A 24,869-nucleotide genomic window follows, 5' to 3' on the forward strand; every position below is an offset into this window, starting at 1 on the left:
GATTGTCCGTTTTTAGTTATAATCCTGTAATGCTTGCTATTACTAGCCTGTCGAATAATTTTTCTTCAAAATATCTCCTGTTAAGCTTGTAGACAAACTCATTTAGGTATAACTGAAGATATTTCCCTTTAATTTTATGATAATTCCCTAAGAAATTTCTTTTTTCATTGCTAATTGCGATATGTACCCACTTTAAAGTTTCTGTTGTTGTTTCTTTATTCGATTTTTCAGTGATATGAATCTCAACATAATCTGCAATATCTATATAGGATGTGCTTTTGTCTGTAAAAAGAATACTTTTTTCAGAAATAGATTCCTGAATTGTTTCATTAATTTGTTCAGAAGTATGATCTGTTAAAACTTTTGCTTTAAAATACCTGCATTGATTTGATTTTTCTCCTGTTTCAATATCTTCCAAAACAGTTGATTCAGCCATAATTGCAACATTGGATTTTCCAACAGCACCACGTCCGCGAATTCCTTTCTCCTGTTCTATTTTAGAAGACTCAACAGTAAAATATCCTTCATCAAATTCAATCATCCCTTCTAAAGTATAACGAGCATCTCGATTGCCCATTGCTTTTCGCAACTTATGCACCATAGACCAAACTGGTTCGTAGCGTTTCAAACCTAATTGTTTTTGAATTTCTTTGCTTGAAAAACCTTTTTTGGTGGCCGTAAGCAGGAATATCGTTTTGTACCAAATTAAAAAGGACAAATTAGAACTTTGCATTATAGTACCACTTCGCAATGAAATTCTGCTCCTGCATTTTTTACATTCATAACTCCATCTACTTTTTATCCAAAAATGATCTTTGTTTCCACATTTGCATTGAACGCCAATTTTATCTCTCTCTTCCTTAAAATGAAGCCTGCAAGCTTCTTCGCTGCCAAAATTTGCAGTAAAACTGAATAGATTCATCCTTTTTTTTATCAAAAATAACACTTTTTCTTTAATTATGATTGATTACGGACAATCAAATTTTATTTTTATCTATTTTCATATAATATAAAGTTTAATTTAATGCCTGTAATTACAATAATTACAGGCATCAAAAAATTAATTAATGGTCGTGTTTCTCGCCATTTTCGTGTTGGTGGTCGTGCGCTTCTTTTGTAGCTGTACTATCTTTGCCAACAGTAAATTCTTCTTGGGTAACAGAATCGGTTTCGTGATTCGGATGTGCTGCACCATCTTCGTGTTGATGCGTTCCATCTGTGTGATCGTGTCCGTGTTCTTCGGTTTTTTTACCATTACAAGCAGTAAATAACATTCCTGCAACTGCCATTGAAAGCAATAATTTTTTCATTGATTTTGTTTTTAGAAAGTTGTATATATGAAAATAACTTAAAGCCCAAAAAGGCAATAAGTGTCCTGTAATTCAAATAATGAATAGTTTAGCTAAAAATTGTGGGCGGACCACGAAACTGTAAGGAATGTAAATGGGGAGAAATAAAAATAAGCGGTTCATTATTTCGAACTACTTCATTTTTATTATAATATCCAATTGAATCTGTAAAAACTGAAGTTGAATTTAGTACAAAGTCTTGATTCGGAACTTCTTTAATGATTTTTACAACCTCTTCTAATTGGCTATTGGAAAAAGTATCTGAAGAGTGGTTAAAATGAGAAAATAATAATGACAATGGACTTTCATCCGATTGTTCTTCGTGATGATGATGGTGTTTCCCATCGTGATGATGTTCTACTATGTGGGTATGCGGAAATAAGCTATGTCCTAATTGAATAAAACAAGCTATGAAAAGAAACAATATGTAAATTGACTTTCTATACATTGCAACAAAAGTAAGTAATTTTTTCAAAAGTAAATAGAGACAAAAAACAGAAAGCTTAATCATTATCTCTTCGAGTTGTACAAAACTTTCATTTACTTCAAGTATTCCTAAACAAAAAGTTGCCGATTGATTCATTTCGCTAATTAAGTTTCCAATAACGAGAACATTCTTTTTCGTATGTTGGTAAAAAGACGTTTTACATTTCATAAGCCACTCCTTTGCCAACGCTCAAAAAAAATTACTGTCATGGTTATTGGCTCAATAACCCGTACGCTCCGCAACTCATGCCAGTAATTTTTTCCCCAAAAGCTTCTTTACATAATGTGGCATTATAGTGCATCAACAAAATCGCAATCCAAAAGAAGTTACCGTATGCACTATAATAACATTATGTAAAAAAGCCGCACACCCAACGCGCTTGCCAGTGGCTCCAGGACAACATTTTTTGCAGCTCCCATCGCATCACCCAGCTACAAAAAAATACCGTCCTTCGCCACTGGCTTTAACAATGTGCTGTATTTCATTAGAAACTTTAGTGTTATTATTACTATTAACTAAATTTGCGTTAGCTGTTTTTATCTGCTTTGTGCTTAAATAGGAAGTAGTTGCATTGCTTTTGTAAGTGCTTTATCAATTCCATAGCAATTTCCAGTCTGAATACAGGAAACGGAATATAAACACTAGTTAAGCACCCACAAAACCAAAATCCCCGGCAAGAGTATTATTTTTTATTTGCCAGAAAAACAGCAGTAATTGCTTTAACGGAAAAGCCGATGCCATACCGTTCCTATTAGTAATAAATCTTACACTATAAGTATCGTCTTTCTTTCAAGCCTATGGCAGCAGCTTTTCCATTAAACCAATCAGAACATCCCGATAAGCAAATAAAAAATAATACCCTTGCTTGCGCTACTGCCATCGCACTAGGTAAGTCTTTGTATTGTTTTTTGAAGATGCTTTACTTTCTATAAGACAACATACTGCTGACTGAAAACTGCCTCTGCCGACTGACTAAAAAAGCATCCTCAAAAATCAAATAGTAAAAAAGAGTATCAAATTTTTCAGCCGGATAAAAAACGTTTTTATTTTTTGATTTCGGTATTTCCATCCGTCCAAAAAATTGGATACCCTTTCAAGAACTACCCTGCTAAAATCAACATTTATTATTCCAAAATTTCATCCAAACAGACAAGGGAAATTTGATTAGATATTTCAAAATAAAAAATAAAAAAAAGAGAGCAAAGCTAAGTTGCAGGTATTCAAAAAAGCAAGTTCAAGCCCTCCGGGTTTCATAAAAAATCTCCACCCTTCAACCTGAATTTATTTCAGGTTCTTTTTTATAAACCAATCTCTGCTTTTTAATAGATTCTGGATTAAAAGTCGGGTAGTATTTTTTCTGAAAAACTTGCTTTTTTGAAACCTTCCACTTGAAGAACGGCTTTCTTTTTTTTCTTTTTCTTTTGAAAAATTTATTGGTGCAGAGCGTAGCGAGGCACTCAGGTAGTCATCAGAAACAGCAGGGAAATAAGAAGAAAAGCTAATCTTTAAATCCGAAGCTATGCCAAATTTCATTATCAAAACACACCAAAAAGACACGCTTTACAGCAAACCGCATTTATTCATATTAAACAAGGGAATGAACAGCGGTAAACCCCAAAAAGAACCATTTACAAACAGTTTTGTAATCATTTTTCAAAATGAGGAAGATTGTGAGAATAGTTATTTTGTGGCGTACAGCTTATGGAAAACCAAGTTTTGGCATCCATTTTTAGTAGGTTCGGTTATCCCGTTTTTACGCCTTCAAAATTTTTCGAAAGAATTCAATCTAAAAGCCAGTTTGATGATGCAGGAACACGAAGAACATCTCAAACAAGTTGCAGCTTTAAAACTCCTGGAACAAAAAGAAAAACAATTCCACCAGAATATCAATCTCATTAACGATATGCGTAGGGTGATTTTGTACCGCTACTGCAAGAAAAACTGATTAATTAACTTTTAAAATTACTCCTATGAGCATTTTTTTATTATTCCAAACAGACAATTGGAAATCAAGAGCATCAAGAGTGTTTTTTGGTGCTTTTGATAGCAGAAACAAAGCTATTGACTTTGCAAAATACAACGATTTGTACTGCCATAATTCAGAAGTAGTGGTCGTTGAGGTGGTACTCAATCAATTTGGTGAAATCTAAAAACAGTAAAGCCTATTCTTACGATTAGGTTTTCTGTTTTTTTTTTTAGGATATTTACTAAAAGATTATTTCCTTTTTTTAAAGTTCTCTTTTTTTAATAAAATAGAATCAATTTTTTTTGTTGCCAGTGAATCAATACTTTCGTTAAGTTCTTTTTTAATCACAACTTCAGTTTTTTCATCTGAAATAATAGTATTATAACCAATAGTAGCTAAAACAATGAGAACAATAACATAAATATATCCTACCCAGGATCTTATAAAGCCTCTTGTCGCAAATAATATCAACATAACAAAAATTCCTAATGCACAAGCTAATCCAAACATAAATAAAATGGATTCGGAAACACTATCCACAAATTTATATGCAGGGATAGAAGATAAAACGAAAGTTATAATCGCTGTAAAAATGGATATGATTTCGATAGATTTAAAGTCTCTTTTTTCTATTTCTCCTTTTAATTCTTTAATTTCTTCTAAATCTTTACGTATTCTTCTTATAGCATCAATTTGAAATGAAAGACTTTTGAATTTTTGTCTTATTTCTGCATATTGCTTTTCTATTTGGTTGTTAACCGCAGGTAATATAAATGACGATGAAATAAATATGAAAGGTAATTCTTTGATTTTAAATTCAGGGATATTAATTGTACTCTCGTCAAACGGTAGTAAAAAGATATAATTATTATTGATTTTGGACCATTCTTTGTTTAAATAGTATTCATCTAGTTTTTTTCTGCATTCTGAGGAGATTAGTTCCTCATATTCGTCGAGAAACTTTATGTTGCTTACTTCATCACTCTTTTTATTTAGAATATCTATTAACGCATTAAGGTACTTGTAGTCTAAAAAGAAATTGTTAATATCTCCTTGTGTTTTGTCTTTTGCTTTGTAATACTCATCCTTGATGGTATGTATATTGTTGTTTTTTTCTAAAAAAGATGAAAACGCGTTATTTACGGCATAATTTTTAATGATATTAAGAGAATATCTATCGTAAAAATTGTCGGTATTTTCACTTTTTTTACTTAATAAAAACTTGCTGATTTCGGTTAACTTCGAATAATTTCTGTTAACGTCCTTATAATACTTTATAAGTTGATGTAGTTGAAGAAATTTAAGATCTTCAAATTCATTATTTTTAAATTGTTTTATTCTACGTTCAGTCTTATGCTGCCATGGAGAAAATAATTCATAATGTGAATCTATAATATTAGTCCAGTATATTATATCTGGATTTGTTGTACTATAATCTTGTATAGTATTGGTGTTTCCATCAACTGAAAAATGGACGGCTGTATTTTCTTGTTGTTTCCTGGCTGTCCATTTATATTCTAAATATTCTATTTTAAACTTTAGAACTTTAGTAATAGTGTCAAATTCGAATAAATCTATTTCTTCAATAGCTTTTTCTATTTTAAACAATCCTTCAAATTGTCTGTCTTCACTTGAAAAAAAATGATCATAAAATGATAACTCAAGATTGTTTACAAAATATTTACATAGGTTTTCGGAATGATCTGAAAGTGTGGCTTTATGGTATTCTTTTCTAATTTGTTGATTAAATGAAAACACATAATCAACTTTGTCTGTAGAATATTCATTTTCAATCCCCTTTATAAAAGTCTTGTAAAATGTACAGCCTATTTTTATTGCTGATATGAATTCAGAAATTTTTGTTTGTAATTCTCTATGAAAAGAATTTGTATAATTTAAGGTGTCTGATAGTCTATTCTCAACAATGTCAATTTCATTTTTTAAATTCTTGTTATAAATATACTCACCTGAAAGGAGTGAATAATTTAGTAACTTATATAGATTACTAAGTGTAGTGTCTGAATCTTGAAAGTAAATGTCTTTTTGAACTGATAGCGATGAAACAATTTCTTCTTTATCGTCTTGAGATAATTTTTTAGTTAATTCTTCAGTTACTTCTAGAGATTCATTTGTGTCATTTGGAACTTCATTATCAGGTTCATCTATATTATCAAATAACCAAGAGGTACTTGATTTGTCAGATTCCTCAAGACCCGAAATCTCGTGAAAAACTGTATTAATATCTTTGGAGTTCTGCTCAAAAACCTCAATGATTGAACATATTTTAATAGCATAATTCTCCATTAATAGAGGTTAGTTGTTGAGGTGAAAAAATTTTTCTTCTGCTTTAATTATTTCTGAAGGAATAAATTCTCGGAGTGTGTAATTTTTTTTTGCTTTTGCAAAAAAATATCTCCATGAATACCATGAATGACTTAATTCTACTAAATCAAAAGCATTCATTTTTATGAGATTTGGATTTATAGTCTTTAAAACTCCAATAGACGTATCTATTTTTGTTCTTGAGTCAATGTTGATTTCTGTAACTTCAAAATCTGGTAGTATGGTAGTTTTTGTATTGTCAATACTTATTCTGCGGAGTCTTTTATTCTTAATTGCAAAATAAATATCACTCTCAACATGACCATATGGCATAGCTACTATATTATCAAAGACATCATCTAGTAAGGTATTTTGTGAGTTTTTGGTAGTACCTACAGCAGATACAAAGAAAAGTAGTTTAAGAGCTTTCAATACACTAATATCATTGTTTTCGCTTCCGTTATTTAAACTTTTATTCCATTCAAGAAGTTTAAATACAAGATATTCAAATGCGTCTATTTTTTTTTGCTCTTTCATAGCCGTTTTTTACAAGGGTGCAAAAGTACTAAGTTTTCGTAAATATAATACTAATTTTAAAGAATCTTTTGTTTTAAACCATTTTTTTTTATTGGTTATCTGTTTATGGTTCTTCAAAACCAAGAGTCTCTGTGTAAAACAGAAAGCCTGATCTCACGACCAGGCTTTTGAATTGCTTCGGAAAAGGTTACCAATCAAAACCGAAACTATTTTTTGAATTTAATCAAACATTTTAAAAGAAGCGAAACGACAAAACTGACGGTAGCTCCTATGACTGCCAAGATAATGGTTTTTACAATATCTTCAGAAAGGATATTGGGTACAATACTCAAAAACGTTCCTGAAGCAGTCCCAATCGGAAGGCTGTTATTCGATTCCATCGCGTGCTAAATTTTCGTTGTCCTTTTGCAACTGCTTTAAAATAGCTTCTTCATTTTCTACAGTATCATCAACTGTAATTTGGCTAATCGCCGAAATGATACCTCCCGCTAAAGCGGTATAACCTGCCACACTCACTACAACAGCCGGTAAAGCTACAGGTGCAGCTACAATTGTTCCACTTATGGCCAATAATACCAAACCAATACTACGCAAAGTTTTAAAAAACTTTGGTGTTGGTGCTTTTGCTCTTTCTACTATATTCATAATATACCTTCTATTTATTGTCCTCCTGAGCGTGTCCTCCCGAGTGCGTCAGGCTGAGCGTGTCAGGCTGAGCGCAGTCGAAGCCCGAAGCTAGAAGCCCCAAGGGACGATTCAACAATTAATTCAACACTTTCTTCATTATCCAAAGCCTTATATACAATGCCTTTCAGCTTATTAAAAGCTATTCGGGACATCAAACCAAGTCCTGGACCAGAAAGTTTAGTGACCGGAGCAATACAGCCTTGTAACTCCTGTTGGGCATTATTAGCTGGATGAAATAGAATAAACTTTCTATTGGGTACATCCACCAATTCCAAATGCCATTTGTATTTAGCACTGTATCGCTTTCTGATAAAATATTTCCCCTCCGGAACACAGGAAACCTTCGTTTCGTTCATCTTCCACGGCAATTCAATAGTATTACAGATCAATTTACCTTCACATTCGAGTTTACCATTGGTTCCTTCAGGGAAATAAGTTCTGTTTAAAAACAAAACCATATTTTAACACTTAAATTTGTCAGACTGAGCTTGTCGAAGTCCATTACACTCCTCCGTTAACTACGATAAGTGCTAACGGGTTGTAAGCTCCGTTTTTCAGCGAATACATACTTCCATTCACCTCTTGGTAGAACTCCAATCCTAAAGCCAAAAACAAGGGTTTAGTACTGTTTGGAGTAACCATATTTACTTGGTTAATCACAGCGGTAGCCGTAGCATCCCAAGCCATAATGGCTGTTTCTGCATGTTGTTCAACAAAACTTTCATTCTCAAAATCAACTTCAACACCGGCTGAAATGATTTTGAAATGAGTAGTTCCCCCGGGAGCAGCAATCATATTCGATGGAATAAAAGAAGGAATATCCACGGTAATTTCACCGGTAACCCTGTCAATACTTCCGGTATAAGGAGCAAATAAACTAGTACCTAGCTTTCCACGAATATTAAATTCAAATCCTGCCAACAATTCTGCCTCACCGTCAATTACGTTTCGTAATCCACGTTCGTTAGTAGAATCAGCCTGAATCACCTTAACCATAGATTGCGTCAAACGGCTCACCATTCTGCTATCCGCAGAGTTCAAAAGCAAGACTCTAAGAGCTGTTCTTAAAACCTTTCCTGCTTTTCCAGCTCTACCAAATTCAGATCCGTTTTCACGTGTTCTTTGAAACGCAGGATCAGTTGCGATTCTGTTAGCGTCAATTCCGCCTTTTTCTCTCGCTAAATGACCATCCTGCGTTTTGTAAAAAGTAATATCCCCGATAGTACCTTTTAATTTAATTATGCCTTTTTGCCTTGCCATAATTCCTAAAATTTAAGTTTGAAATTAATTTTACATTCTCTCAATCAACATTCTGCTGCAGCATTCCTAATTTGATTTCAAAGCAAATTTTAGACATTAAAACCACATAAAAAAAGTGAACCATACGATATGACATTTAATGATACAATTGGCATATATAGACTTGTTTGTCAAAGATTTTTTTTGAAAATCGAATAATTTGTAACTTAAAACAATTAAGAATATTCACTATTTTTATTCTCAGATTAGATAGTAGTCATAAGTTAATCAAAGTCTTATCAAAAGCATAGTTAGTGTATGAAAACAGAACCAAAGAGAGTGTGTATCTACGCAAAGGATATTCAACGCATTACTGGAAAGTCATATCGTCAAAGCATCAGAATACTTCAAAAAATCAGAACCGAACTTAAAAAGCAGGAGAATGAGTTAGTAAGTATTGAAGAATTCTGTTTATTTACCAGTTTAAAATACGAACTAGTAGAGCCTTTAATTATTGGATAAACTAGTTAAACTAATTCATTTATTGAACAAGTTAATCGTTTATTATTCATATATTTGCGGTATAAGATTTGTCTAAAAATAACATATTTTTTGAGGTTCAAAATCGAGACCCTAGAATTTTATTTTGCTAAACCCCTATTAAATATAGGTTGAAAATGGATTTTCGAATCCCTCTTTCTCCGCTGACTGATTAACAAAAGTCAACAAAACCCTTTAAATCTTATGGTTTAAAGGGTTTTTCTTTTTATGCAATGTGCAGAATATTCATTTATTCTCAATACTAAAGGAGCACAATTCGGGGTACATAAATGAGGTTCATTTCAAGTACCCCTATCTGAAGTAAATGAGTATCCGAGCACAGGTATAGAAGCTGAACATCTTGATTGGCTTCGGTAACAATTTTAACTTAATAATAATTTAAAAGGTTACCACCATGAACAATCCAATTACAATTCTTTTTTACCTAAAAAGAGCAAAAGCAAATTCAAATGGACTAGTTCCCATATTTCAAAGAATTACCATTAACGGAAAACGATTAGACAACAGTACCGGAAAATTCATAGATCCGACAAACTGGAACGCTGATTTATCCAGATTAAAAGGTAATTCGGCAGAAGCTAGAACAATAAATAGTCATCTTGAAAATTTAAAAGGAAAGATTTATGAAGCTGAGAAAAAATTAATCTCCCGGGATGAAGAATTAAACATCGAAAATATCCGAAATATACTTTACAATAGTAAGAAACGGGAACATTTACTGATTCCTATTTTCAAAGAACACAATCGTAAAATAAAAGAATTAATCGGTTTGGAATACGCACCAGGAACACTGGAACGATATGAAACATCCCTAAAACACACTCAAAATTTCCTAAAATGGAAATATAGTATTTCCGATATCAGTATTGAAAAAATTGATCACGCCTTTATTACCGAATATGAATTCTATTTGCGCAGCGAGCGAAAATGCGCCAATAACACAGCTGTAAAATACATCAAGAACTTTCATAAAATCATCAATCAATGTCTAGCCAATGGATGGCTAGATAAAGATCCTTTTGTAAACTATAAAGCAAAAGTCAAAGAAGTAATTAGGGAGTTCCTAACTGAAAAAGAAATTGAAACAATAATGAATAAAGAGTTTGTTTCTGAGCGTCTCGAATTAGTCCGTGACATCTTTATTTTCAGCTGCTTTACCGGTTTGGCATATATCGATGTAAAACAACTTACATTGAATAATATTTCGTTAGGAATAGATGGAGATAAGTGGATATATAAAAATCGACAAAAAACAGACACAACATCTAAAATACCATTACTCCCTACTGCACAACTTATTCTGGATAAATATGAAAACCATCCCGTCTGTAAGAACGAAAAACGACTACTTCCTATCCTGTCCAATCAAAAAATGAATGCTTATTTAAAAGAAATAGCGGATGTATGTGGAATCAAAAAGGATCTTACCTTTCATATTGCCCGCCATACTTTTGCAACAACGGTAACACTTTCTAATGGTGTCCCTATCGAAACTGTTAGCAAGATGCTTGGTCATACTAATCTAAAAACTACTCAACATTATGCCAAGATATTAGACAAAAAAATTAGTGAGGACATGCAATTTCTTAAAGATAAATTTAACGTAAAAAGAGATAAAATACAACAAAATAAAAATATTTAGTAAGAAATATACATTACAATATTGGGATTTAATACTTAATATTGCCGCATAAACCAATCCAAATAAAAGTTTATGCTACCAGACTATAAAACCTACTTTGATCAAATATATTTAGGCTTAAGAGCTTTAAAACAACAGGAAAACAATGGAAATTGCAAAAAGCTAATTCAATATTTAGAACACCATAAATTGGTGGTCAATAACTGGTTACGCAATTATAACTTTTCAACGGACGAAGAAGAAATAAAATTTTTCAAGAATTATAAGCCTCAATTAACCTCTAAAATCATCTATTACAAAATCCGCCAGGATATCTACCTCAACTTACCTAAATCACAGAAAGCAATCTACAAATACTACGACAAACTGCTGGATAAAAACAATCATGTTCCAACTAAATTAAAACCGTTTTATCGTTATTTAGGAAAGGAATCGACTCACCGGGATACCGAATATTTCTTAAGACGAAATAATATCTCCGACATCAATGATCAATATCATTTTATTTTTTCAGATGAGCGAACCTGTACAAAAATGGATATTTCAATAGCCATATTAATAGCCCGCGAAAAAATCATTAGTCATCTTGAAACCAGGTTGAATGAAATTGAACAACAAACCAAAAATTCTAAATGGATTTCCAATTTGAAATGGACGGGAACCAAAATTGAACTTATCGAATTAATTTATTCACTCCAATTTGTAAAGGTTATAAATGCGGGTAATACCGATATCAAAGAAATTGCTGCCGGTATGGAACATTTATTTAACATCGAGTTAAAACCCCATTTGTACGGAACTTACCAAGATATTAAGAAACGAAAAACAGGACAAACTAAGTTCCTGGACAAAATGTCAATTACCTTACAAACTACCATTTTCGACGAAGAAATCTAAATCCTTGCCATGCAGGGATTTTTTATTTCCCCATGTCAACCACATAGGGAAATTTATAATTTTTCAACACTTTGGGCTTTTAACAGCTTTCAAAATTATCCGTTTACAAACGAATAATCATAAATTACTTTTAAAAATCAACTAGTTACGTTTTTTTAATACAAAATCGTTCCCTACTAGGGAACACCTATGGAAATAAATTATTCCAAAAGCCCTTGTTTTGTCTTGTTCAACTTTAAACAAATTCAAAATGAGCTTACATCCTAAAAAACTGTTCCCGGAAGTCGAAAATATCGAACTATTGAACCACCAGGTCGTTACCAAAAGAGACCTTCTAAATGCTTCTAACATTATTCTCTCTGAATTAAAAGAAATCCTATCCATAAAGGAAAAGCCATCCGAATGGTTGCGTTCAACCGAAGTTCGTAAAATATTAAAAATATCCAGCGGAACGCTCCAAACACTTCGTATCAGTGGTGCTTTAAATTACACCAAAATTGGAGGCACCTTGTACTACAAATACGAAGACCTCGAGAAATTACTCAATCAATAAAATAAGACGAAAAAGTCTTAACACTTAATTCTGTCATCTTAATACTTGAGTTATGAACTACATTAAACATCTCACTGGCTTTTTCATTAAATCCAATCAGGATCTAAGCATCACTCCAACTCACATCAGTTTGTATCTGGCATTATTTCAAAGATGGAATCTAAACCGCTTTAAAAATCCAATTCTAATCTCCAGAGAAGAAATGATGCTTACTGCTAAAATAAAATCCAAAGCCACTTACCATAAATGTATTAAGGAGCTGCATGATAAAAAATATATTATTTACAAACCATCCTATAATCCTTATACCGGCAGCGAAGTAATCTTACCCGATTTATCTTTAAATGCAATAGACAGCCATGGTGTTAACGATTCAATTACAGAGATTACCATACCAGATATTGAACCAAACCTGTTCAATTCAGAACAAACAAGTACAAAAGATGAACCTATGAAGTTCAATAAATGTGTAACTAGTTCAAATAATGAGTTTAGCGAACCATTAAATGAACCAACACCCCCTAAAAAAGACACAAAAAAAGACTTAACCGTACTAAATTTTGACAGCACCATACCAAATTTTGACCGAACCGTACTAAAAAATGGTATCTATAATAAAACTAATATAAACACTAATAAAACTATAAGTGCACCCACCCAAAAAAAGGAAAAAAATAAAACCAGTTCAATAAATGAAAAAGTACCTCCAAACTTAGATGCTGTTAAAAATTATTTCAAAGAAAAAAATATCCGCGAACTGGAAGCCGAAAAGTTTTTCAACTATTATAATTCCAATGGCTGGCTCATAGGTGGTAAAACGCCAATGAAAGATTGGAAAGCAGCAGTACGAAATTGGATCTTAAACCTGGAAAAGTTCAATAACAATCAAAACCTTCAAACAAATCCAAATCCAAACTTAAAACCTAATAATCTCAACGTCTCTAACAACAAAGACTATGCCGAACCGCTATAATCTGAACTCATAGCCAAAACATGTCATCTCGAGCGAAGTCGAGAGACCACAACCCACAACTTGTCACCCTGAGCTTATCGAAGGGCATAACCCATCCCGATAGCTATCGGGACTCATAACCCACAACCCACAACCCACAACCCACAACTCATAACTCATAACTCATAACTCATAACTCATAACTCACATGACCTACTACGACACCTACCATATCGCCAACAATACCAAAATTTTTGAACCACGAAAATGTTTTCAATTCCTGGAACAACAAGGAAAAGAAATGTTCAATTCCAATTTCAAAATCCATAGTTACGACTATCCAACTATTTACAAGCTACTGATTTATGCTATTAGAGACCAAAAGGTTGCTCTAGAGTTAGGAATTGACCTCAACAAAGGAATTATGCTTTCGGGACCAATTGGATGCGGAAAAACCTCATTAATGCACCTGATAAAACCTTTTATCCATCAAAAAAATGAATACAAAATCAAAACCACCAGACAAATTTCCTTCGAATTTGCTAAATCCGGTTACGAAATCCTTAGTCAGTACACCTATAAAAACCCGAACCAAAACCGTTTGACCGGCTATTGTTTTGACGACCTTGGTGCCGAACAACAAATCAAACATTTCGGTAATGACTGTAACGTTATGGCCGAAATCCTAATCACACGCTATGAAGAATTCATCGCCAATGGTTCGATTACTCACATAACAACCAATCTTTCTGCTTCTGAAATTGAAAAAGCTTATGGAAATCGGGTTCGTTCAAGATTGAGACAAATGTTTAATTTGATAGCTTTTGACAAAGAAGCAAAAGATAAACGATAAGGTTGAACATTTATGAACTCCGAAAAAAAACAATATAAAACAGTGAATAAATGTTCAATTTGAAACCTTCCATCTGATCACTGGAAAATGAGAATTTTAAAGCAGATGCCTTTTTATAAACATAAAGAGGCTTTTGATAAACTGTACAATATTCTATATTCAAACCAACAACTCTAACACTGACTTTAAGTGGGTGAATAATTTATCCGAAAAACAAATTATAATTATCAAAGCCATTCATGGTGACAGTAAAATAAAAAAATCTGTTTTAATGCAAATGACTGATTTCAGTGCAACTGCATTGGATAATAATTTGGAAATCCTTAAAAAAAAGAAGGGTTCTTGGAGCTTGAAGGAACTAAGGACAGTGTTTGGATTTTGCATTACATAAATCTAAAAGTGGGTAAATAATCCATTTTTTTAATTATCTGTCCCGTTCTAAAATAACAATCTTTTTAGCTATCATTATTTTAAAACGGGATATTTCTTTCTATACCAAAGGAACATTATAAAAATGCTTATTCATAAAAAAATCTCTTAAAATATGATTTAATTTTGTAGCGGCTTCTCTTTAGAATAAAACTCTTTCAGCACAAACCACGCTTTTTTCTTTTCTCCCTTATCAGAGAGTAACCCCTTACGATTCCATCCTTTTTGGAAAGTGGGATGCAAGCGAAGTGGCGATTGAAAATCGGCTAAAATCCACGGACAGGTACCACGTAAAAATGGAATGCGTTTCAGCATCGTAATCTGATCTTTATAAAATTGTTCCATGTATTCTTCACTCCACGAACTGGCCACATCTGCAGCACCATGATTTTCATACAAGGCTTCACAGCCAAATTCACTCATAATAACCGGTTTCTCGTATTTAGATACCCATTCAATTTCGGACGGTGATTTAAACCAAGGTTTGTACCAACCTATGTATTCATTGATACCAATCACATCTAGTGAATTAATCAGATCATCTTCAATGACAACTTTGTTTCCAACATATTTTATATTATTGAAAGCTGCCGAAATAAGACGAGTATTATCTATACTTCGACAAAGCATAGCCATATTAGAAATCGCCTGAGTACGATTTTTAGATCCTTGTGGAGTTTCGTTCGCCATACTCCAGGTTATTATTCCACAACGGTTTTTATCGCGTCTTAAAATTTCTTTCAGTTGCAAATTCATCAGCTGTTGTGTAGGTTCTTTGTCAAAACTAATTGACTGGAAAACGGGAACTTCTTCCCAAATCATAAAGCCCATACGTTCGGCCATGCGTACCATATTCTCGTTATGAGGATAATGAGAGGTTCGTATAAAGTTACACCCCAATTCTTTTGCCCAAGTGAGTAACATAAGTGCATCCTCCTCGGAATAAGCACGACCTTTACGTTGTGGCACTTCTTCGTGAATGTTTACCCCTTTTAAAAATACTGACTCTCCGTTTAGTAAAATGTCGGTTCCTTTAGTTTCAATGCTTCGAAATCCTATTGCTTCTGACACAGCATCACTTTCACAACTAATTTTTACCTGATACAATTTCGGATTTTTTGGATTCCAAAGCGATAATTTAGCGGGAAATTTTATTGCTGCATAGCCTTCAGCATTGGTTTTCAAAACCAAATTGATTTTTGCTTCTGGGATTTGTACTTTAACTTGCTGGGCTGATGTTACTCCTGCTAACTTTATATATCCTGACACTATGTTTTTCGAACCTTTCTCCAGTTGAATAAAATAATCATCAATATAAACCGAAGGCGTTTCTACTAACCTTACATCACGTGTGATTCCACCATAATTCAACCAATCGTAACCTGTAGCTGGCACACCATCTTTTTGTCGCTCATTGTTAACGCGTACAATAATCGAATTTTCACCGTCTTTTATCTTATCAGTAATTTCAAATTGAAAAGGAGTAAAACCTCCTTCATGACTACCAATTTTTTCCGAATTCAAAAAAACATCAGTGATATAGTTGGCAGCATCAAAATACAGGAACAAACGTTTACCAGCCTGTTTTTGAGCAACAAAAGTTTTCTTGTACCAAACTGTCGATTCGTAGTTTTTAAGTTCCGGCAATTGCGAATTGATATCTCCCGGCACATTAAAAACGGGTCCACCATCAAATGAATATTCATAAAAATCTGATTTTTCAACAGGCTTCTTGTCTTTATATAGAGCCTTCCATGATTTAATTCCAACGTCGTAAGGATCTATGATGACTTGCCATTTACCGTTAAGGCTTGTTTGCTTTCGAGCGGGAATATTAGTCATAAAATCCTGTGCAGAAAGAAACGTGCATTTAAATAAAATTAAAAGTAATAAAAGCCTACAGCTATATTTTTTCATGGGAAAATAGATTTATTATATTATAGATTTTATATAAGAAAAGACAGCAGTATGTTATTTAACGACTCACTATTAATTTATTTTTACTGTTGTCTCAGCTAACTTTAGAACAAATAAGAATCTTACAAATTAAGACTAATTTTCAAATAGATTTGATAGAACATATCACTATTTAGATGGATTATATTACTATAATCTCCAACTTCATAACAGCCAATAAAGTCCTTATTTTACCCAAAGTAGAAACCTTTAACACTAAAACTAAAAGAATCTCAGTTAAAAGGCTACGCTTTTAATTGAGTTTCTTTATCAAAACGAGTAACGTTTTTTTCAGAACCAGACAATCATTAATCCTTCCTTAAAATGCTTGTCTCTCCGGTTTTTACATTAATTTTCCATGGTTTCGGCTCTGGCAACCAAAGCTTCCCCCCTCCAATTTCCAAAGGCATCCACAGGTAACGTGAATCCCATTGTGTGTCCGGTTTCCAAATATCACCCGTAAATAGTACTGTAGTTTTCTTGGAGCCAACCACTTTTATCAGCATAGACGATTGTGAGTCGTAGGTCTTTGTTTCTACAGGAGCTATATCTTTAAATTCTGTCCAAGGTCCTTCAAGCGAAGTAGCAGTTGCATATTTATTTGGATTTGGTTTCCAACCAGTAAGACCTGAACCTAAGCAATAATACAAACCTTTGTAATTTACAATAGCTCCACCTTCTATTCGGGCTTTTATAAGTGACATGTTCTTTTCAACGTCCATATAATCATCTGAAAGTCGGGCTATACGAAAACCACCACTCGGACGATCTTCAAAAATGATATAGGCTGTGCCATCATCGTCAATAAATTGACCAATATCCCTGCTTTCAAATCCCAGTGGTCGAAAACGTCTCACATATTGAAACGGCCCGGTTGGTTTATCGCTTACCGCTATTCCCATATTTGCCAGTTTATAATTGACATCAATATGTAAGTACATCACATATTTCTTCGTCTTTTTGTTAAAATAAACCTTTGGTCTTTCCAACACCCAATTGGAAGAAAGCGAATCGGGAGCAGCCATTTTCAAGACATTACCTTTAAATTTCCAGTTAGTTAAGTCTTTAGATGAATAACAACTTACATAGCGATACTGAGGATCTAGATCTTTTGCCCTACTTTCACCATACCAATAATAAGTGTTTTTAATTTTGGTAATTCCACCACCATGAGCTTGTATGTGATTCCCATCGGTATCTGGCCAAATTTCACCAGGATGAATACTCTTTTGTTTTTGTGCCATTACACTTGTACAAAAAGTGACTATAAAAAGCGCAAGAAAGAAATGTGTGTTTTTTAATAAAATATTCTTCATGTTTTATTTTTTGTATAATTGCAAAATAATTTTTATTACTACTATTTTTATTTAGCTCGATATTAAAAAGATACTCATCAAAGAACGGATATATTATCCGACACATAATACCCTTTTCCCAAAACGGGAAAAATTAAATTTCGTTCTCGTAAAATTTTATAAGCTTTTCCAACAGTATCTTTAGATATAGAACAAGAGCTACTAAGTTCTGTAATGGAAGGTATTCGTTGCCCTTCTTTTATTTTTCCATTTATAATATCATTCGAAATACTTTGTTCAATCTGATTATATTTGGGAACACTAGAATCATTGTTAATATTAACAATAATATTTGTGACTCTTTTTGTCATTTTTTTTTTCATTATCTTTTTATTATTATTTACAAGACTATATTTATTACTTCTAAAAAATCAAATATCGCTGATAAAACAAAACGTCTACTTTATTCGCTGAACAATCAATACCTTATCCATGATTCCAGAAGGGACTAAACGATCTTTGGGCGAAGCAATTTCAGGATAAGCATAGGTAAATCGTTCCAATTGTAGTAGTGATGCGTCACCTATCATTCGGTTGGTCAATGAATTTGCCACCTGAATTTCAAGAGTGTTTTCGCCATTTTTTATGTAAGGCGTTATATCAGATTCCCACGGACTACACCATACAGTCGATACCTCTTTTCCGTTAATCAAAACCCGTGCAATGGAACCCAATTGTGGAAAACGAAGTAATAATTGTTTATCCAAAAGAGATTTATCCAATTGAATAGTCTTGCGATACACTGCTGTTCCGGAATAATACTTAATTCGCTTATCTTCATTTTCAGTCCAATCTTTTAAATTAGTAAAAGTAACTTCGCCTGGACCTCCCCTTTTTGGGTCAAAAAACACTTTCCAATCTCCATCAATCGATGTTACTTTTTCTTCGATGTTCATCGATTTTGTTGGGAGATTTGATGAATTTTGATTAGATGTAACAATAAATCCTGATTCATTAGGCTGTAAAACAACATCTAATAAAAGACCATCTTTACCCGAAGCTGTAACAGGAAGAACATATTGTTTTCCAGTTGTCGGATCCCAATATTCGGCGTTTGTTGCCGTGGTGCGTAAACGAATACTATCTTTAAAAACGTTTTTGCTGTGGTTGTTTAGAAAATAAACATCCGTGTCTCCTAAACTACGATGTGCAAAATAAACCTTGTCAGTAACGGTATTGCCGCTTTTAAAGGCAGCATCGGGTTTGATATTTTGCTTTGCCAATACTTCGTCAAGGGTCATCCCCCAATACACTTTTCCTTTACCAAATACTTTAGTTCCTGATGGTTTTGTATCCCACAATTGGTTAACCAAATCCTGATATTCTTTTGCGAAAGCAGCTTCTTTTAAAGAGCCTAAACTCGTTGGACGTGAGCCATAAATTGGCACTCCTTCTTTTACTAATTGTACAATTTGGCGCAATGCTTCCAGCGAAATATCTCCATTGTTTGGAAGTAATAATATTTGGTAACTAACACCGTCAGGAAGTACAATGCGTCCTTCTTTGGCAGACATTCTACTCACCAAAGCATCTTTGGTACAAACATCAAAATCATATCCTTCCGGAATTACTGGCAAGCGATTTGCTAATAGTTTTACAGGAGCATTTTCGCCCAAATAAATACATAAATCAGCCACCGATTTTCCATTACGCATCAATCCCGCACATCTTGCCTGATAATCCCAAAATGGACGACTGTAGTTCCAAAAAGTATTGTTTCTGTTCAATACATATTGCCTTCCTCCACCTGTACTTCCTGGTATTTTGTCTAACCAGGGTTGGTATGCCGAGGCACAAACCACAAATTCCTGCGCACCAAAAGCATAAGCATAATCGGCAACATTTTTGGCTTCCGCCAAGGATTGACTAAATTTTAAATCGGTAAAGGCTTCAGCTGAAGCAATTAGTTTTCCATAAACATGTGCAGCAGAAGAAGTTTCTTTCACATCGTAACTTCCATGAGTTTGGTACGCCCAAAATTCACCTTGAGGTTTTTCGACACGACCTTTGGCTTTAAAATTATCGGCTACCATAGTAAGTCCGTTACCTACTGCCTGTCCAGTAAAAACTACTCCTGCTTGTCGGCACAAACTGTCTAGCGTACCAAAATATTCGTCAGAAACGAGGTCGGAAAGCGTCAAGCGCATATCATAAAGAAATCCATCCGTTTCTTCTTTTGAACCCACAATATAACCTGCCAAAGCTGGGAGATATTTATGGATATCGTAGCCACGTAATTGTTTGAATTTATTCTCATATCCTGCTGTCCAGTTTTGGGAACCGGCTTCGTGGCTGTCCATGTGCAAACCCGTTAACGGAATCCCCATTTTTTTCAAGGAATCTGACATCACTTTAAAATAACTGTTCCATTGCAATTTGGTGGCTTCAGCCGAAAGCTTGTCACTCTCTAATCCCATCAAATTAGGACGTCCGTGTTTTGTTTTCACTCCAATAGGCACTCGCACAAAACGCATAATTACCCATTTGCCAGCAGGTACATTCCACACCAACTTGCCATTTTTGTCCATTTGAGTCGTTAAATCCACCATCTTTTTAGGGTCTATACAAGCAGATTTGGAATAATTAGGTGTTAAATCTTTTTCTATATATTCTGAATTTAACGCAGCTTTTTCTTCCCATTGATCCATTTTGGCTTGTGCTGAAAGTACCACATTGCCAAAAGGCATATCCTGTCCTGCATCTTTTGGATTGTTCCAGTCGTGCAAATTAAGACGGAAATATTTTCCTTTAACCGCTGGGAAAGAAATTGTTCTTTGGTTCCAAGTTGGCGATTCATACATTGGTTTTAAATCGCAAACTTTAGTATACGTTATCCCATCATTTGAAACTTCCAACTGCCCTAAATCTGGTTGTTTTACATAACCATAACCATAGAAATCTTCAGAAGAAGGACCAGGCATATTCATGGCGCCTGTTCTTGATTTACCTCTTGCACGAACACGGTACGTAATGCTGCGTGCCGTAAAAGAGTTGTTGAATTCCAAATTAATAAATACTGAAGCTCCTGGTTTTTGAGAAGGAATATTTATGAGTTTATTATCTTTTGGAAAAAGGATTAGACTAGCATTCAATTCGTTTATATTGCTAGATACTTTAGGCAATTGATTCAGACTTGTTTGCCAATTTCCTTCGGGAACCGGAAATGCTACAACAGCTACATCACGCACAATTCCCGATTTATTTTTTAGGATAGGAACAGGAAGTTTGGCATTAAAACGCTTCCCTCCATTTACCACTGTATCAGTGGCATCAAGGCGCTGCATACTCAACTCTTCCGTAATCCATGGGCCACCGGAAACATATCCATTAGACAAATGCGTTTCAAATGTTAGCCCCAGTCGTTTAGCTTCAGAAGCGGCAAAGCGAAACATATCCCACCAAGTAGGAGAAAAAGCAGCTAAAGCATTTTCTCCTTTTCCATGTTGTTGGTCGTAATAAACTACACCTCCAACTCCTTCGCGTTTGAATGCCTCTAAATCGGCAGTAATTCCTTCTTTAGTTGTTTCTGTTTCTCCGTGAAACCACCAGAGTTTTGTTCTAGCAGCATCCGAACCAATAGAAAATTCACTCCTGATTTTTTCCAGCGAAGTTTTGCTTGTTTGGGCAAAACTAGGTAAAGTATAAAAAGCAGTAATACAGCTTAACCCAATAGTATAAAATTGTTTTTTCATTTGTTTATTTTTTTAGGATCTGTGGGTCTATGTTGTAATTGCACCAAAACCTAAATTAATTTTCTTTAATACCTTTTCGAATTATAGTCTCGCCAGTAACATCCGTAATGATTAAGCCCGAAAGATCTACATTATTGGCATACCGAATATTGAATCCTTTTTTGGCTTTGATATTACAATTTTTAAATTGCACTCCCTGAATAGGACTGGCTTCCAATCCACTCATATTACCCACAACATCAGCTGTCCCCGAAACATTAATGATTTTAACATTACGAACTATGGGCAAAGCCCTAGTAGCCGGCTTGGAATCAATCATGCGCCAGGCCATATCAAATTCAAACGCTTTACGTGTATTATCCAATTTGATATTTCGGTAGGTGATATTTTCGACCACACCTCCACGGCTGGGTTGCGTTTTAAATCTGATGGGAGCCCAGTTTTGGGAGTCAACCAAACAGTCCCTGATTTCCACATTGCGAATGCCTCCCGACATTTCGCTACCGATGGCAACTCCACCATGACCATAAGCAAAATGACATTTTTCAATTAAAATATCTTCTGCTGGGCGGTTAACACGCCAACCATCCTCATCCCTGCCAGATTTGATAGAAATACAATCATCGTTTACATCTATAAATGTACCCATAACATGAATCTTGTTACTGGAGTCTATATCAATACCATCTGAACTTGGAATACCATGGTCTGCTGTAATCTTTAAATTGGCTATATCCACATCGGTACTGTACAATACAAAAAGCCCCCAAGAAGCTTGGTTGTTTAGACTTAAACCTTCAATTTTTATATCCTTGCAATTTTGAATACTCATTAAACGGGGTCTTGGTAAAAGTGCCGTTGGACTTATTCGATGTCCTCCTGTGGGTTGTTGCTTAACCAATTCCAGACCACGCTGTGTCCACACCATACCTGAACCATCAATAGTTCCCTCGCCGCTGATTTCAATATTTTGTAAATCAATAGCATTCACTAAGGCTGCTATCCATGTCCGTTCTACTCCTTCCCAACGTGTGGCAATATGGGGATAGTCGGCTGATATAGTAGATCCTTTTAACTTTCCATTCTTTTCAACAAGCAGGCTTACTCCTTTTTTCAAGAAAATAGCACCGCTACTAAATACACCTTCAGGAATTACGACAGTACCTCCACCATTGGCACTACATTGATCAATACAAGCCTGTATAGCCTTTGTATTTAGGCTAATGCTATCGCCTTTAGCTCCAAAATCGGTAATCAAATATTGTTTTCCATAAACTGGATTTTGGGCTGTTGCGGTTAAAGTGATAGCTATTACAGCTACTGACAATAGGGTCAGGATTTTTTTCATAGCAATTATAATCGGTGTTTTGTGTTTATAATCAATTCTAAATTTATGTTATTTTCTGTTCCTCATTCTAAAATTGTGTATTATTTATTGGTCAATAAATTAAGTTTAAAAGAATACGCTTTAGAACATTTCATTTTAGCTTCTAAAATTTGAACATGCAGACTTTAAGTTTAACAACCAAATCTATCGACTTTCAGTCCATAGATTTGGTTATTCATTCTAAATTATATATAAAATACTGATTTAATTATCTTTTGGAGCATCTTCTCTATTTACTAATCCTCCTGCTCCAGCTAAACCTGCTTTAAATTTAGGCCATATCTGATCCATGTCTACAGGACGGAATTCAACGATATCAAACCAAGCTTCACCGCCATCAAGATCTGAATGTAAAGTAAATTTATGCCTTCCTGTAGTTTCTACTTCAACTATACCCAGCAATCTAGAATTTATCGCTGTACTCGCAAAAGGATACATCGGGCGTTTATATCCTTGAGATTCTAATACTCTGTCTGGAACATAAGAAGTACCGCTAATAGGATTTGCAGCTTCTCTAAGATTGATTAATCGGGATAATTGAACCCCATTAAAAAATGCTTTTACTTGAGTCGAGGCACTTCCATTGGTACGATAAGAAACCCAAATTTTATAACGCCCCTTAATAATTACTGGAGTAGTAAAGGTAACATTTTGTAATCCACCTGATCCCGGACGAAGACGGAAAATAGACAATTGATCTCCATTCCAGCCTAAGGGTTGAGGCTGCCAGGACACATTATATGTTTGATTACCTGTCCATGTTATTTCACTAAAACCTGCTGCTCCATATCCGAATGCTACACCACCAGCTTTTCTATAATTACTTGTATTAGCAGCAAACTCTGGCTGATTACACAAATCCCAATATACTGGTAAAGGAACACGTTTTTTTATTGCAAAGTGACCATCTACATAATGTAATACTCCATTAGAGCAAGTTATATCACTAGCATCTCTCACTATGGAGACTCCTTCTTCAAGAACTCCTGCAAACACATCACGATTTAAATAAATCATTTGCCCAATTAATTTAGAACTAATAACTTCGAGAGGTGCTTGGGTTTCAAACACTGGTGTTGTTACTAAATCGGCTAAATAATTTAAATTAGGTAATACATGATATTGTACAAATAAATTTAATCCATTAGTTGGTTCCATAGGATCGCCTGATAAACTATATTTTGCTTTTAAATCATCTAATGTGGTAAAACCAGCTTGAGCAAATACTTCATTAGATTGTGCTAATACTGTTAAATAACTTCCTATATTATTTTCATCAAAAGTTATAGGTTGATTTAATTTTTCATACCATCCAGTAGCTTTCATAACTTCAGTGAATAAAGAAAGGTTGGGATCTGCTTCAATTGTTTGTGCCAAGGTTTTATCGGCAACACGCAAGACTTTATCAATAACATGAATAATACCATTTCCTACTTCTACATTAGAAGCCAGAATACTTGATGATTTATTAATTGTATTATAAGTAACACCATTGATATTAGCTGCTCCAGTTATCAAATATTGTCCCTGCATACTTGGTGTTACTATCTTACCATCAGTGAAATCGGTAGTATTTATTTTTTTATCTAAAATATGCAGTTTAGCTATATTTTGTAAATCTACTAACGGTACTTGACTTAATGAAGTAGCCCCTACATCTTTTAAATATTGTTTCACAGCTTCATTAGTTGGAAGAAACATGGTATACGTACCGTATGTATTCATGAATGAAGCATATTTAGTGATATTCAGAATTTCTAAAAACATAGAATAATCTGGATTTGCTCTTATATAATCGGTCATATTAAGCGTTTCATCAGTAGTTTGTTTAATATTTTCTTGGGCGCAATTTTGAAACACTAGAGCTGTTAAAACAGCTAAAGTAAGTCTCAAAAACTGAGGGAGTTTAAATAATTTCTTCATTGGTTAGTTAGTTTAATTTATATTGTTTTTTGTAGAAATAGTTAATTATTGTAAGCGAAGTAGCTTATTAATTCAGATTGCA

General features: G+C 34.0%; 23 protein-coding genes. 8 read left to right on the forward strand and 15 right to left on the reverse strand.

Features of this window, described 5'->3' with window-relative positions; translation table 11 throughout:
* Window positions 1–16 precede the first annotated feature (16 nt).
* The 3 genes from IEV84_RS15310 to IEV84_RS15320 all read right to left on the reverse strand — a co-directional run bounded on the left by IEV84_RS15310 (window position 17) and on the right by IEV84_RS15320 (window position 2,004).
* A complete protein-coding gene (locus tag IEV84_RS15310) occupies window positions 17–922 on the reverse strand; it encodes an IS1595 family transposase (protein WP_188495502.1) in 906 nt (301 codons plus the stop codon).
* Between the two features lie 142 nt (window positions 923–1,064).
* Window positions 1,065–1,310, reverse strand: coding sequence for a hypothetical protein (locus IEV84_RS15315; protein ID WP_188495503.1), 246 nt, complete (start codon window positions 1,308–1,310; stop codon window positions 1,065–1,067).
* A gap of 88 nt (window positions 1,311–1,398) precedes the next feature.
* Window positions 1,399–2,004: a hypothetical protein gene (locus IEV84_RS15320; RefSeq protein WP_188495504.1), complete on the reverse strand. Its 606-nt coding sequence runs from the start codon at window positions 2,002–2,004 to the stop codon at window positions 1,399–1,401.
* A 1,351-nt stretch (window positions 2,005–3,355) separates the two neighbouring features.
* Between IEV84_RS15320 and IEV84_RS15325 the strand changes: the two genes are divergently transcribed.
* Both IEV84_RS15325 and IEV84_RS15330 read left to right on the forward strand, forming a co-directional pair.
* Window positions 3,356–3,781 (forward strand): DUF6943 family protein, encoded by a 426-nt coding sequence (locus tag IEV84_RS15325; protein WP_188495506.1) that lies wholly within the window; start codon window positions 3,356–3,358, stop codon window positions 3,779–3,781.
* 25 nt (window positions 3,782–3,806) lie between these two features.
* Window positions 3,807–3,986, forward strand: coding sequence for a hypothetical protein (locus IEV84_RS15330; protein WP_071185565.1), 180 nt, complete (start codon window positions 3,807–3,809; stop codon window positions 3,984–3,986).
* 65 nt (window positions 3,987–4,051) lie between these two features.
* Here the strand turns inward: IEV84_RS15330 and IEV84_RS15335 are convergent, their stop codons facing one another.
* The 6 genes from IEV84_RS15335 to IEV84_RS15360 form a co-directional block, all read right to left on the reverse strand.
* Window positions 4,052–6,106 (reverse strand): TrbL/VirB6 family protein, encoded by a 2,055-nt coding sequence (locus IEV84_RS15335; protein WP_188495508.1) that lies wholly within the window; start codon window positions 6,104–6,106, stop codon window positions 4,052–4,054.
* A 9-nt stretch (window positions 6,107–6,115) separates the two neighbouring features.
* Window positions 6,116–6,661: a type II toxin-antitoxin system antitoxin SocA domain-containing protein gene (locus IEV84_RS15340; RefSeq protein ID WP_188495509.1), complete on the reverse strand. Its 546-nt coding sequence runs from the start codon at window positions 6,659–6,661 to the stop codon at window positions 6,116–6,118.
* Window positions 6,662–6,867: 206 nt separating this feature from the next.
* On the reverse strand, window positions 6,868–7,041 hold the full coding sequence (locus IEV84_RS15345) for a hypothetical protein (RefSeq protein WP_188495511.1): 174 nt from the start codon (window positions 7,039–7,041) through the stop codon (window positions 6,868–6,870).
* Window positions 7,028–7,306 carry a hypothetical protein gene (locus IEV84_RS15350; protein ID WP_188495513.1) on the reverse strand — a complete coding sequence of 93 codons (279 nt, stop codon included), beginning with the start codon at window positions 7,304–7,306 and terminating at the stop codon, window positions 7,028–7,030. Before IEV84_RS15350 ends, IEV84_RS15345 begins: the two co-directional genes overlap by 14 nt.
* Before the next feature lie 62 nt (window positions 7,307–7,368).
* Entirely contained in the window at window positions 7,369–7,806 is a 438-nt protein-coding gene (locus IEV84_RS15355; RefSeq protein WP_188495515.1) for a DUF5675 family protein, read from the reverse strand.
* Window positions 7,807–7,849: 43 nt separating this feature from the next.
* Complete coding sequence (locus IEV84_RS15360; protein WP_188495517.1) at window positions 7,850–8,608, reverse strand: hypothetical protein; 759 nt, start codon at window positions 8,606–8,608, stop codon at window positions 7,850–7,852.
* A 297-nt stretch (window positions 8,609–8,905) separates the two neighbouring features.
* On the opposite strand from IEV84_RS15360, the gene IEV84_RS15365 reads away from it, so the two are divergent.
* From IEV84_RS15365 to IEV84_RS15390, 6 genes are all read left to right on the forward strand, one after another.
* Window positions 8,906–9,109 (forward strand): hypothetical protein, encoded by a 204-nt coding sequence (locus IEV84_RS15365; protein ID WP_188495519.1) that lies wholly within the window; start codon window positions 8,906–8,908, stop codon window positions 9,107–9,109.
* Between the two features lie 433 nt (window positions 9,110–9,542).
* Window positions 9,543–10,790, forward strand: a complete 1,248-nt coding sequence (locus tag IEV84_RS15370) for a site-specific integrase (protein ID WP_188495521.1) — start codon at window positions 9,543–9,545, stop codon at window positions 10,788–10,790.
* 72 nt (window positions 10,791–10,862) lie between these two features.
* Window positions 10,863–11,687 carry an RteC domain-containing protein gene (locus tag IEV84_RS15375; RefSeq protein WP_188495523.1) on the forward strand — a complete coding sequence of 275 codons (825 nt, stop codon included), beginning with the start codon at window positions 10,863–10,865 and terminating at the stop codon, window positions 11,685–11,687.
* A 250-nt stretch (window positions 11,688–11,937) separates the two neighbouring features.
* Window positions 11,938–12,240 carry a helix-turn-helix domain-containing protein gene (locus IEV84_RS15380; RefSeq protein ID WP_188495524.1) on the forward strand — a complete coding sequence of 101 codons (303 nt, stop codon included), beginning with the start codon at window positions 11,938–11,940 and terminating at the stop codon, window positions 12,238–12,240.
* Between the two features lie 52 nt (window positions 12,241–12,292).
* A complete protein-coding gene (locus IEV84_RS15385; RefSeq protein WP_188495525.1) occupies window positions 12,293–13,213 on the forward strand; it encodes a transcriptional regulator in 921 nt (306 codons plus the stop codon).
* 187 nt (window positions 13,214–13,400) lie between these two features.
* Window positions 13,401–14,045 (forward strand): P-loop NTPase family protein, encoded by a 645-nt coding sequence (locus IEV84_RS15390; RefSeq protein ID WP_188495526.1) that lies wholly within the window; start codon window positions 13,401–13,403, stop codon window positions 14,043–14,045.
* A 549-nt stretch (window positions 14,046–14,594) separates the two neighbouring features.
* Here IEV84_RS15390 and IEV84_RS15395 read toward each other — a convergent pair.
* From IEV84_RS15395 to IEV84_RS15420, 6 genes are all read right to left on the reverse strand, one after another.
* Complete coding sequence (locus tag IEV84_RS15395) at window positions 14,595–16,316, reverse strand: glycoside hydrolase family 2 protein (protein ID WP_188495527.1); 1,722 nt, start codon at window positions 16,314–16,316, stop codon at window positions 14,595–14,597.
* 422 nt (window positions 16,317–16,738) lie between these two features.
* A complete protein-coding gene (locus IEV84_RS15400; protein WP_188495528.1) occupies window positions 16,739–17,746 on the reverse strand; it encodes a family 43 glycosylhydrolase in 1,008 nt (335 codons plus the stop codon).
* Between the two features lie 77 nt (window positions 17,747–17,823).
* Complete coding sequence (locus IEV84_RS15405) at window positions 17,824–18,108, reverse strand: GntR family transcriptional regulator (protein WP_229732713.1); 285 nt, start codon at window positions 18,106–18,108, stop codon at window positions 17,824–17,826.
* Between the two features lie 75 nt (window positions 18,109–18,183).
* Window positions 18,184–21,477 (reverse strand): glycosyl hydrolase, encoded by a 3,294-nt coding sequence (locus IEV84_RS15410; protein WP_188495529.1) that lies wholly within the window; start codon window positions 21,475–21,477, stop codon window positions 18,184–18,186.
* 55 nt (window positions 21,478–21,532) lie between these two features.
* Window positions 21,533–22,825 (reverse strand): glycoside hydrolase family 28 protein, encoded by a 1,293-nt coding sequence (locus IEV84_RS15415; protein ID WP_188495531.1) that lies wholly within the window; start codon window positions 22,823–22,825, stop codon window positions 21,533–21,535.
* Between the two features lie 243 nt (window positions 22,826–23,068).
* Window positions 23,069–24,787, reverse strand: coding sequence for a fasciclin domain-containing protein (locus tag IEV84_RS15420; protein WP_188495533.1), 1,719 nt, complete (start codon window positions 24,785–24,787; stop codon window positions 23,069–23,071).
* Between the last annotated feature and the right edge of the window lie 82 nt (window positions 24,788–24,869).

It is taken from the genome of Flavobacterium palustre (assembly GCF_014639535.1).
In the GTDB taxonomy this organism is placed as follows: Bacteria; Bacteroidota; Bacteroidia; order Flavobacteriales; family Flavobacteriaceae; genus Flavobacterium; species Flavobacterium palustre.

Bases quoted from the DNA above. Each gene is read 5' to 3' on its own strand.
- IEV84_RS15310 (WP_188495502.1), bottom strand. From the start codon at position 922: ATGAATCTATTCAGTTTTACTGCAAATTTTGGCAGCGAAGAAGCTTGC.
- IEV84_RS15315 (WP_188495503.1), bottom strand. From the start codon at position 1,310: ATGAAAAAATTATTGCTTTCAATGGCAGTTGCAGGAATGTTATTTACT.
- IEV84_RS15320 (WP_188495504.1), bottom strand. From the start codon at position 2,004: ATGAAATGTAAAACGTCTTTTTACCAACATACGAAAAAGAATGTTCTC.
- IEV84_RS15325 (WP_188495506.1), top strand. From the start codon at position 3,356: ATGCCAAATTTCATTATCAAAACACACCAAAAAGACACGCTTTACAGC.
- IEV84_RS15330 (WP_071185565.1), top strand. From the start codon at position 3,807: ATGAGCATTTTTTTATTATTCCAAACAGACAATTGGAAATCAAGAGCA.
- IEV84_RS15335 (WP_188495508.1), bottom strand. From the start codon at position 6,106: ATGGAGAATTATGCTATTAAAATATGTTCAATCATTGAGGTTTTTGAG.
- IEV84_RS15340 (WP_188495509.1), bottom strand. From the start codon at position 6,661: ATGAAAGAGCAAAAAAAAATAGACGCATTTGAATATCTTGTATTTAAA.
- IEV84_RS15345 (WP_188495511.1), bottom strand. From the start codon at position 7,041: ATGGAATCGAATAACAGCCTTCCGATTGGGACTGCTTCAGGAACGTTT.
- IEV84_RS15350 (WP_188495513.1), bottom strand. From the start codon at position 7,306: ATGAATATAGTAGAAAGAGCAAAAGCACCAACACCAAAGTTTTTTAAA.
- IEV84_RS15355 (WP_188495515.1), bottom strand. From the start codon at position 7,806: ATGGTTTTGTTTTTAAACAGAACTTATTTCCCTGAAGGAACCAATGGT.
- IEV84_RS15360 (WP_188495517.1), bottom strand. From the start codon at position 8,608: ATGGCAAGGCAAAAAGGCATAATTAAATTAAAAGGTACTATCGGGGAT.
- IEV84_RS15365 (WP_188495519.1), top strand. From the start codon at position 8,906: ATGAAAACAGAACCAAAGAGAGTGTGTATCTACGCAAAGGATATTCAA.
- IEV84_RS15370 (WP_188495521.1), top strand. From the start codon at position 9,543: ATGAACAATCCAATTACAATTCTTTTTTACCTAAAAAGAGCAAAAGCA.
- IEV84_RS15375 (WP_188495523.1), top strand. From the start codon at position 10,863: ATGCTACCAGACTATAAAACCTACTTTGATCAAATATATTTAGGCTTA.
- IEV84_RS15380 (WP_188495524.1), top strand. From the start codon at position 11,938: ATGAGCTTACATCCTAAAAAACTGTTCCCGGAAGTCGAAAATATCGAA.
- IEV84_RS15385 (WP_188495525.1), top strand. From the start codon at position 12,293: ATGAACTACATTAAACATCTCACTGGCTTTTTCATTAAATCCAATCAG.
- IEV84_RS15390 (WP_188495526.1), top strand. From the start codon at position 13,401: ATGACCTACTACGACACCTACCATATCGCCAACAATACCAAAATTTTT.
- IEV84_RS15395 (WP_188495527.1), bottom strand. From the start codon at position 16,316: ATGACTAATATTCCCGCTCGAAAGCAAACAAGCCTTAACGGTAAATGG.
- IEV84_RS15400 (WP_188495528.1), bottom strand. From the start codon at position 17,746: ATGAAGAATATTTTATTAAAAAACACACATTTCTTTCTTGCGCTTTTT.
- IEV84_RS15405 (WP_229732713.1), bottom strand. From the start codon at position 18,108: ATGAAAAAAAAAATGACAAAAAGAGTCACAAATATTATTGTTAATATT.
- IEV84_RS15410 (WP_188495529.1), bottom strand. From the start codon at position 21,477: ATGAAAAAACAATTTTATACTATTGGGTTAAGCTGTATTACTGCTTTT.
- IEV84_RS15415 (WP_188495531.1), bottom strand. From the start codon at position 22,825: ATGAAAAAAATCCTGACCCTATTGTCAGTAGCTGTAATAGCTATCACT.
- IEV84_RS15420 (WP_188495533.1), bottom strand. From the start codon at position 24,787: ATGAAGAAATTATTTAAACTCCCTCAGTTTTTGAGACTTACTTTAGCT.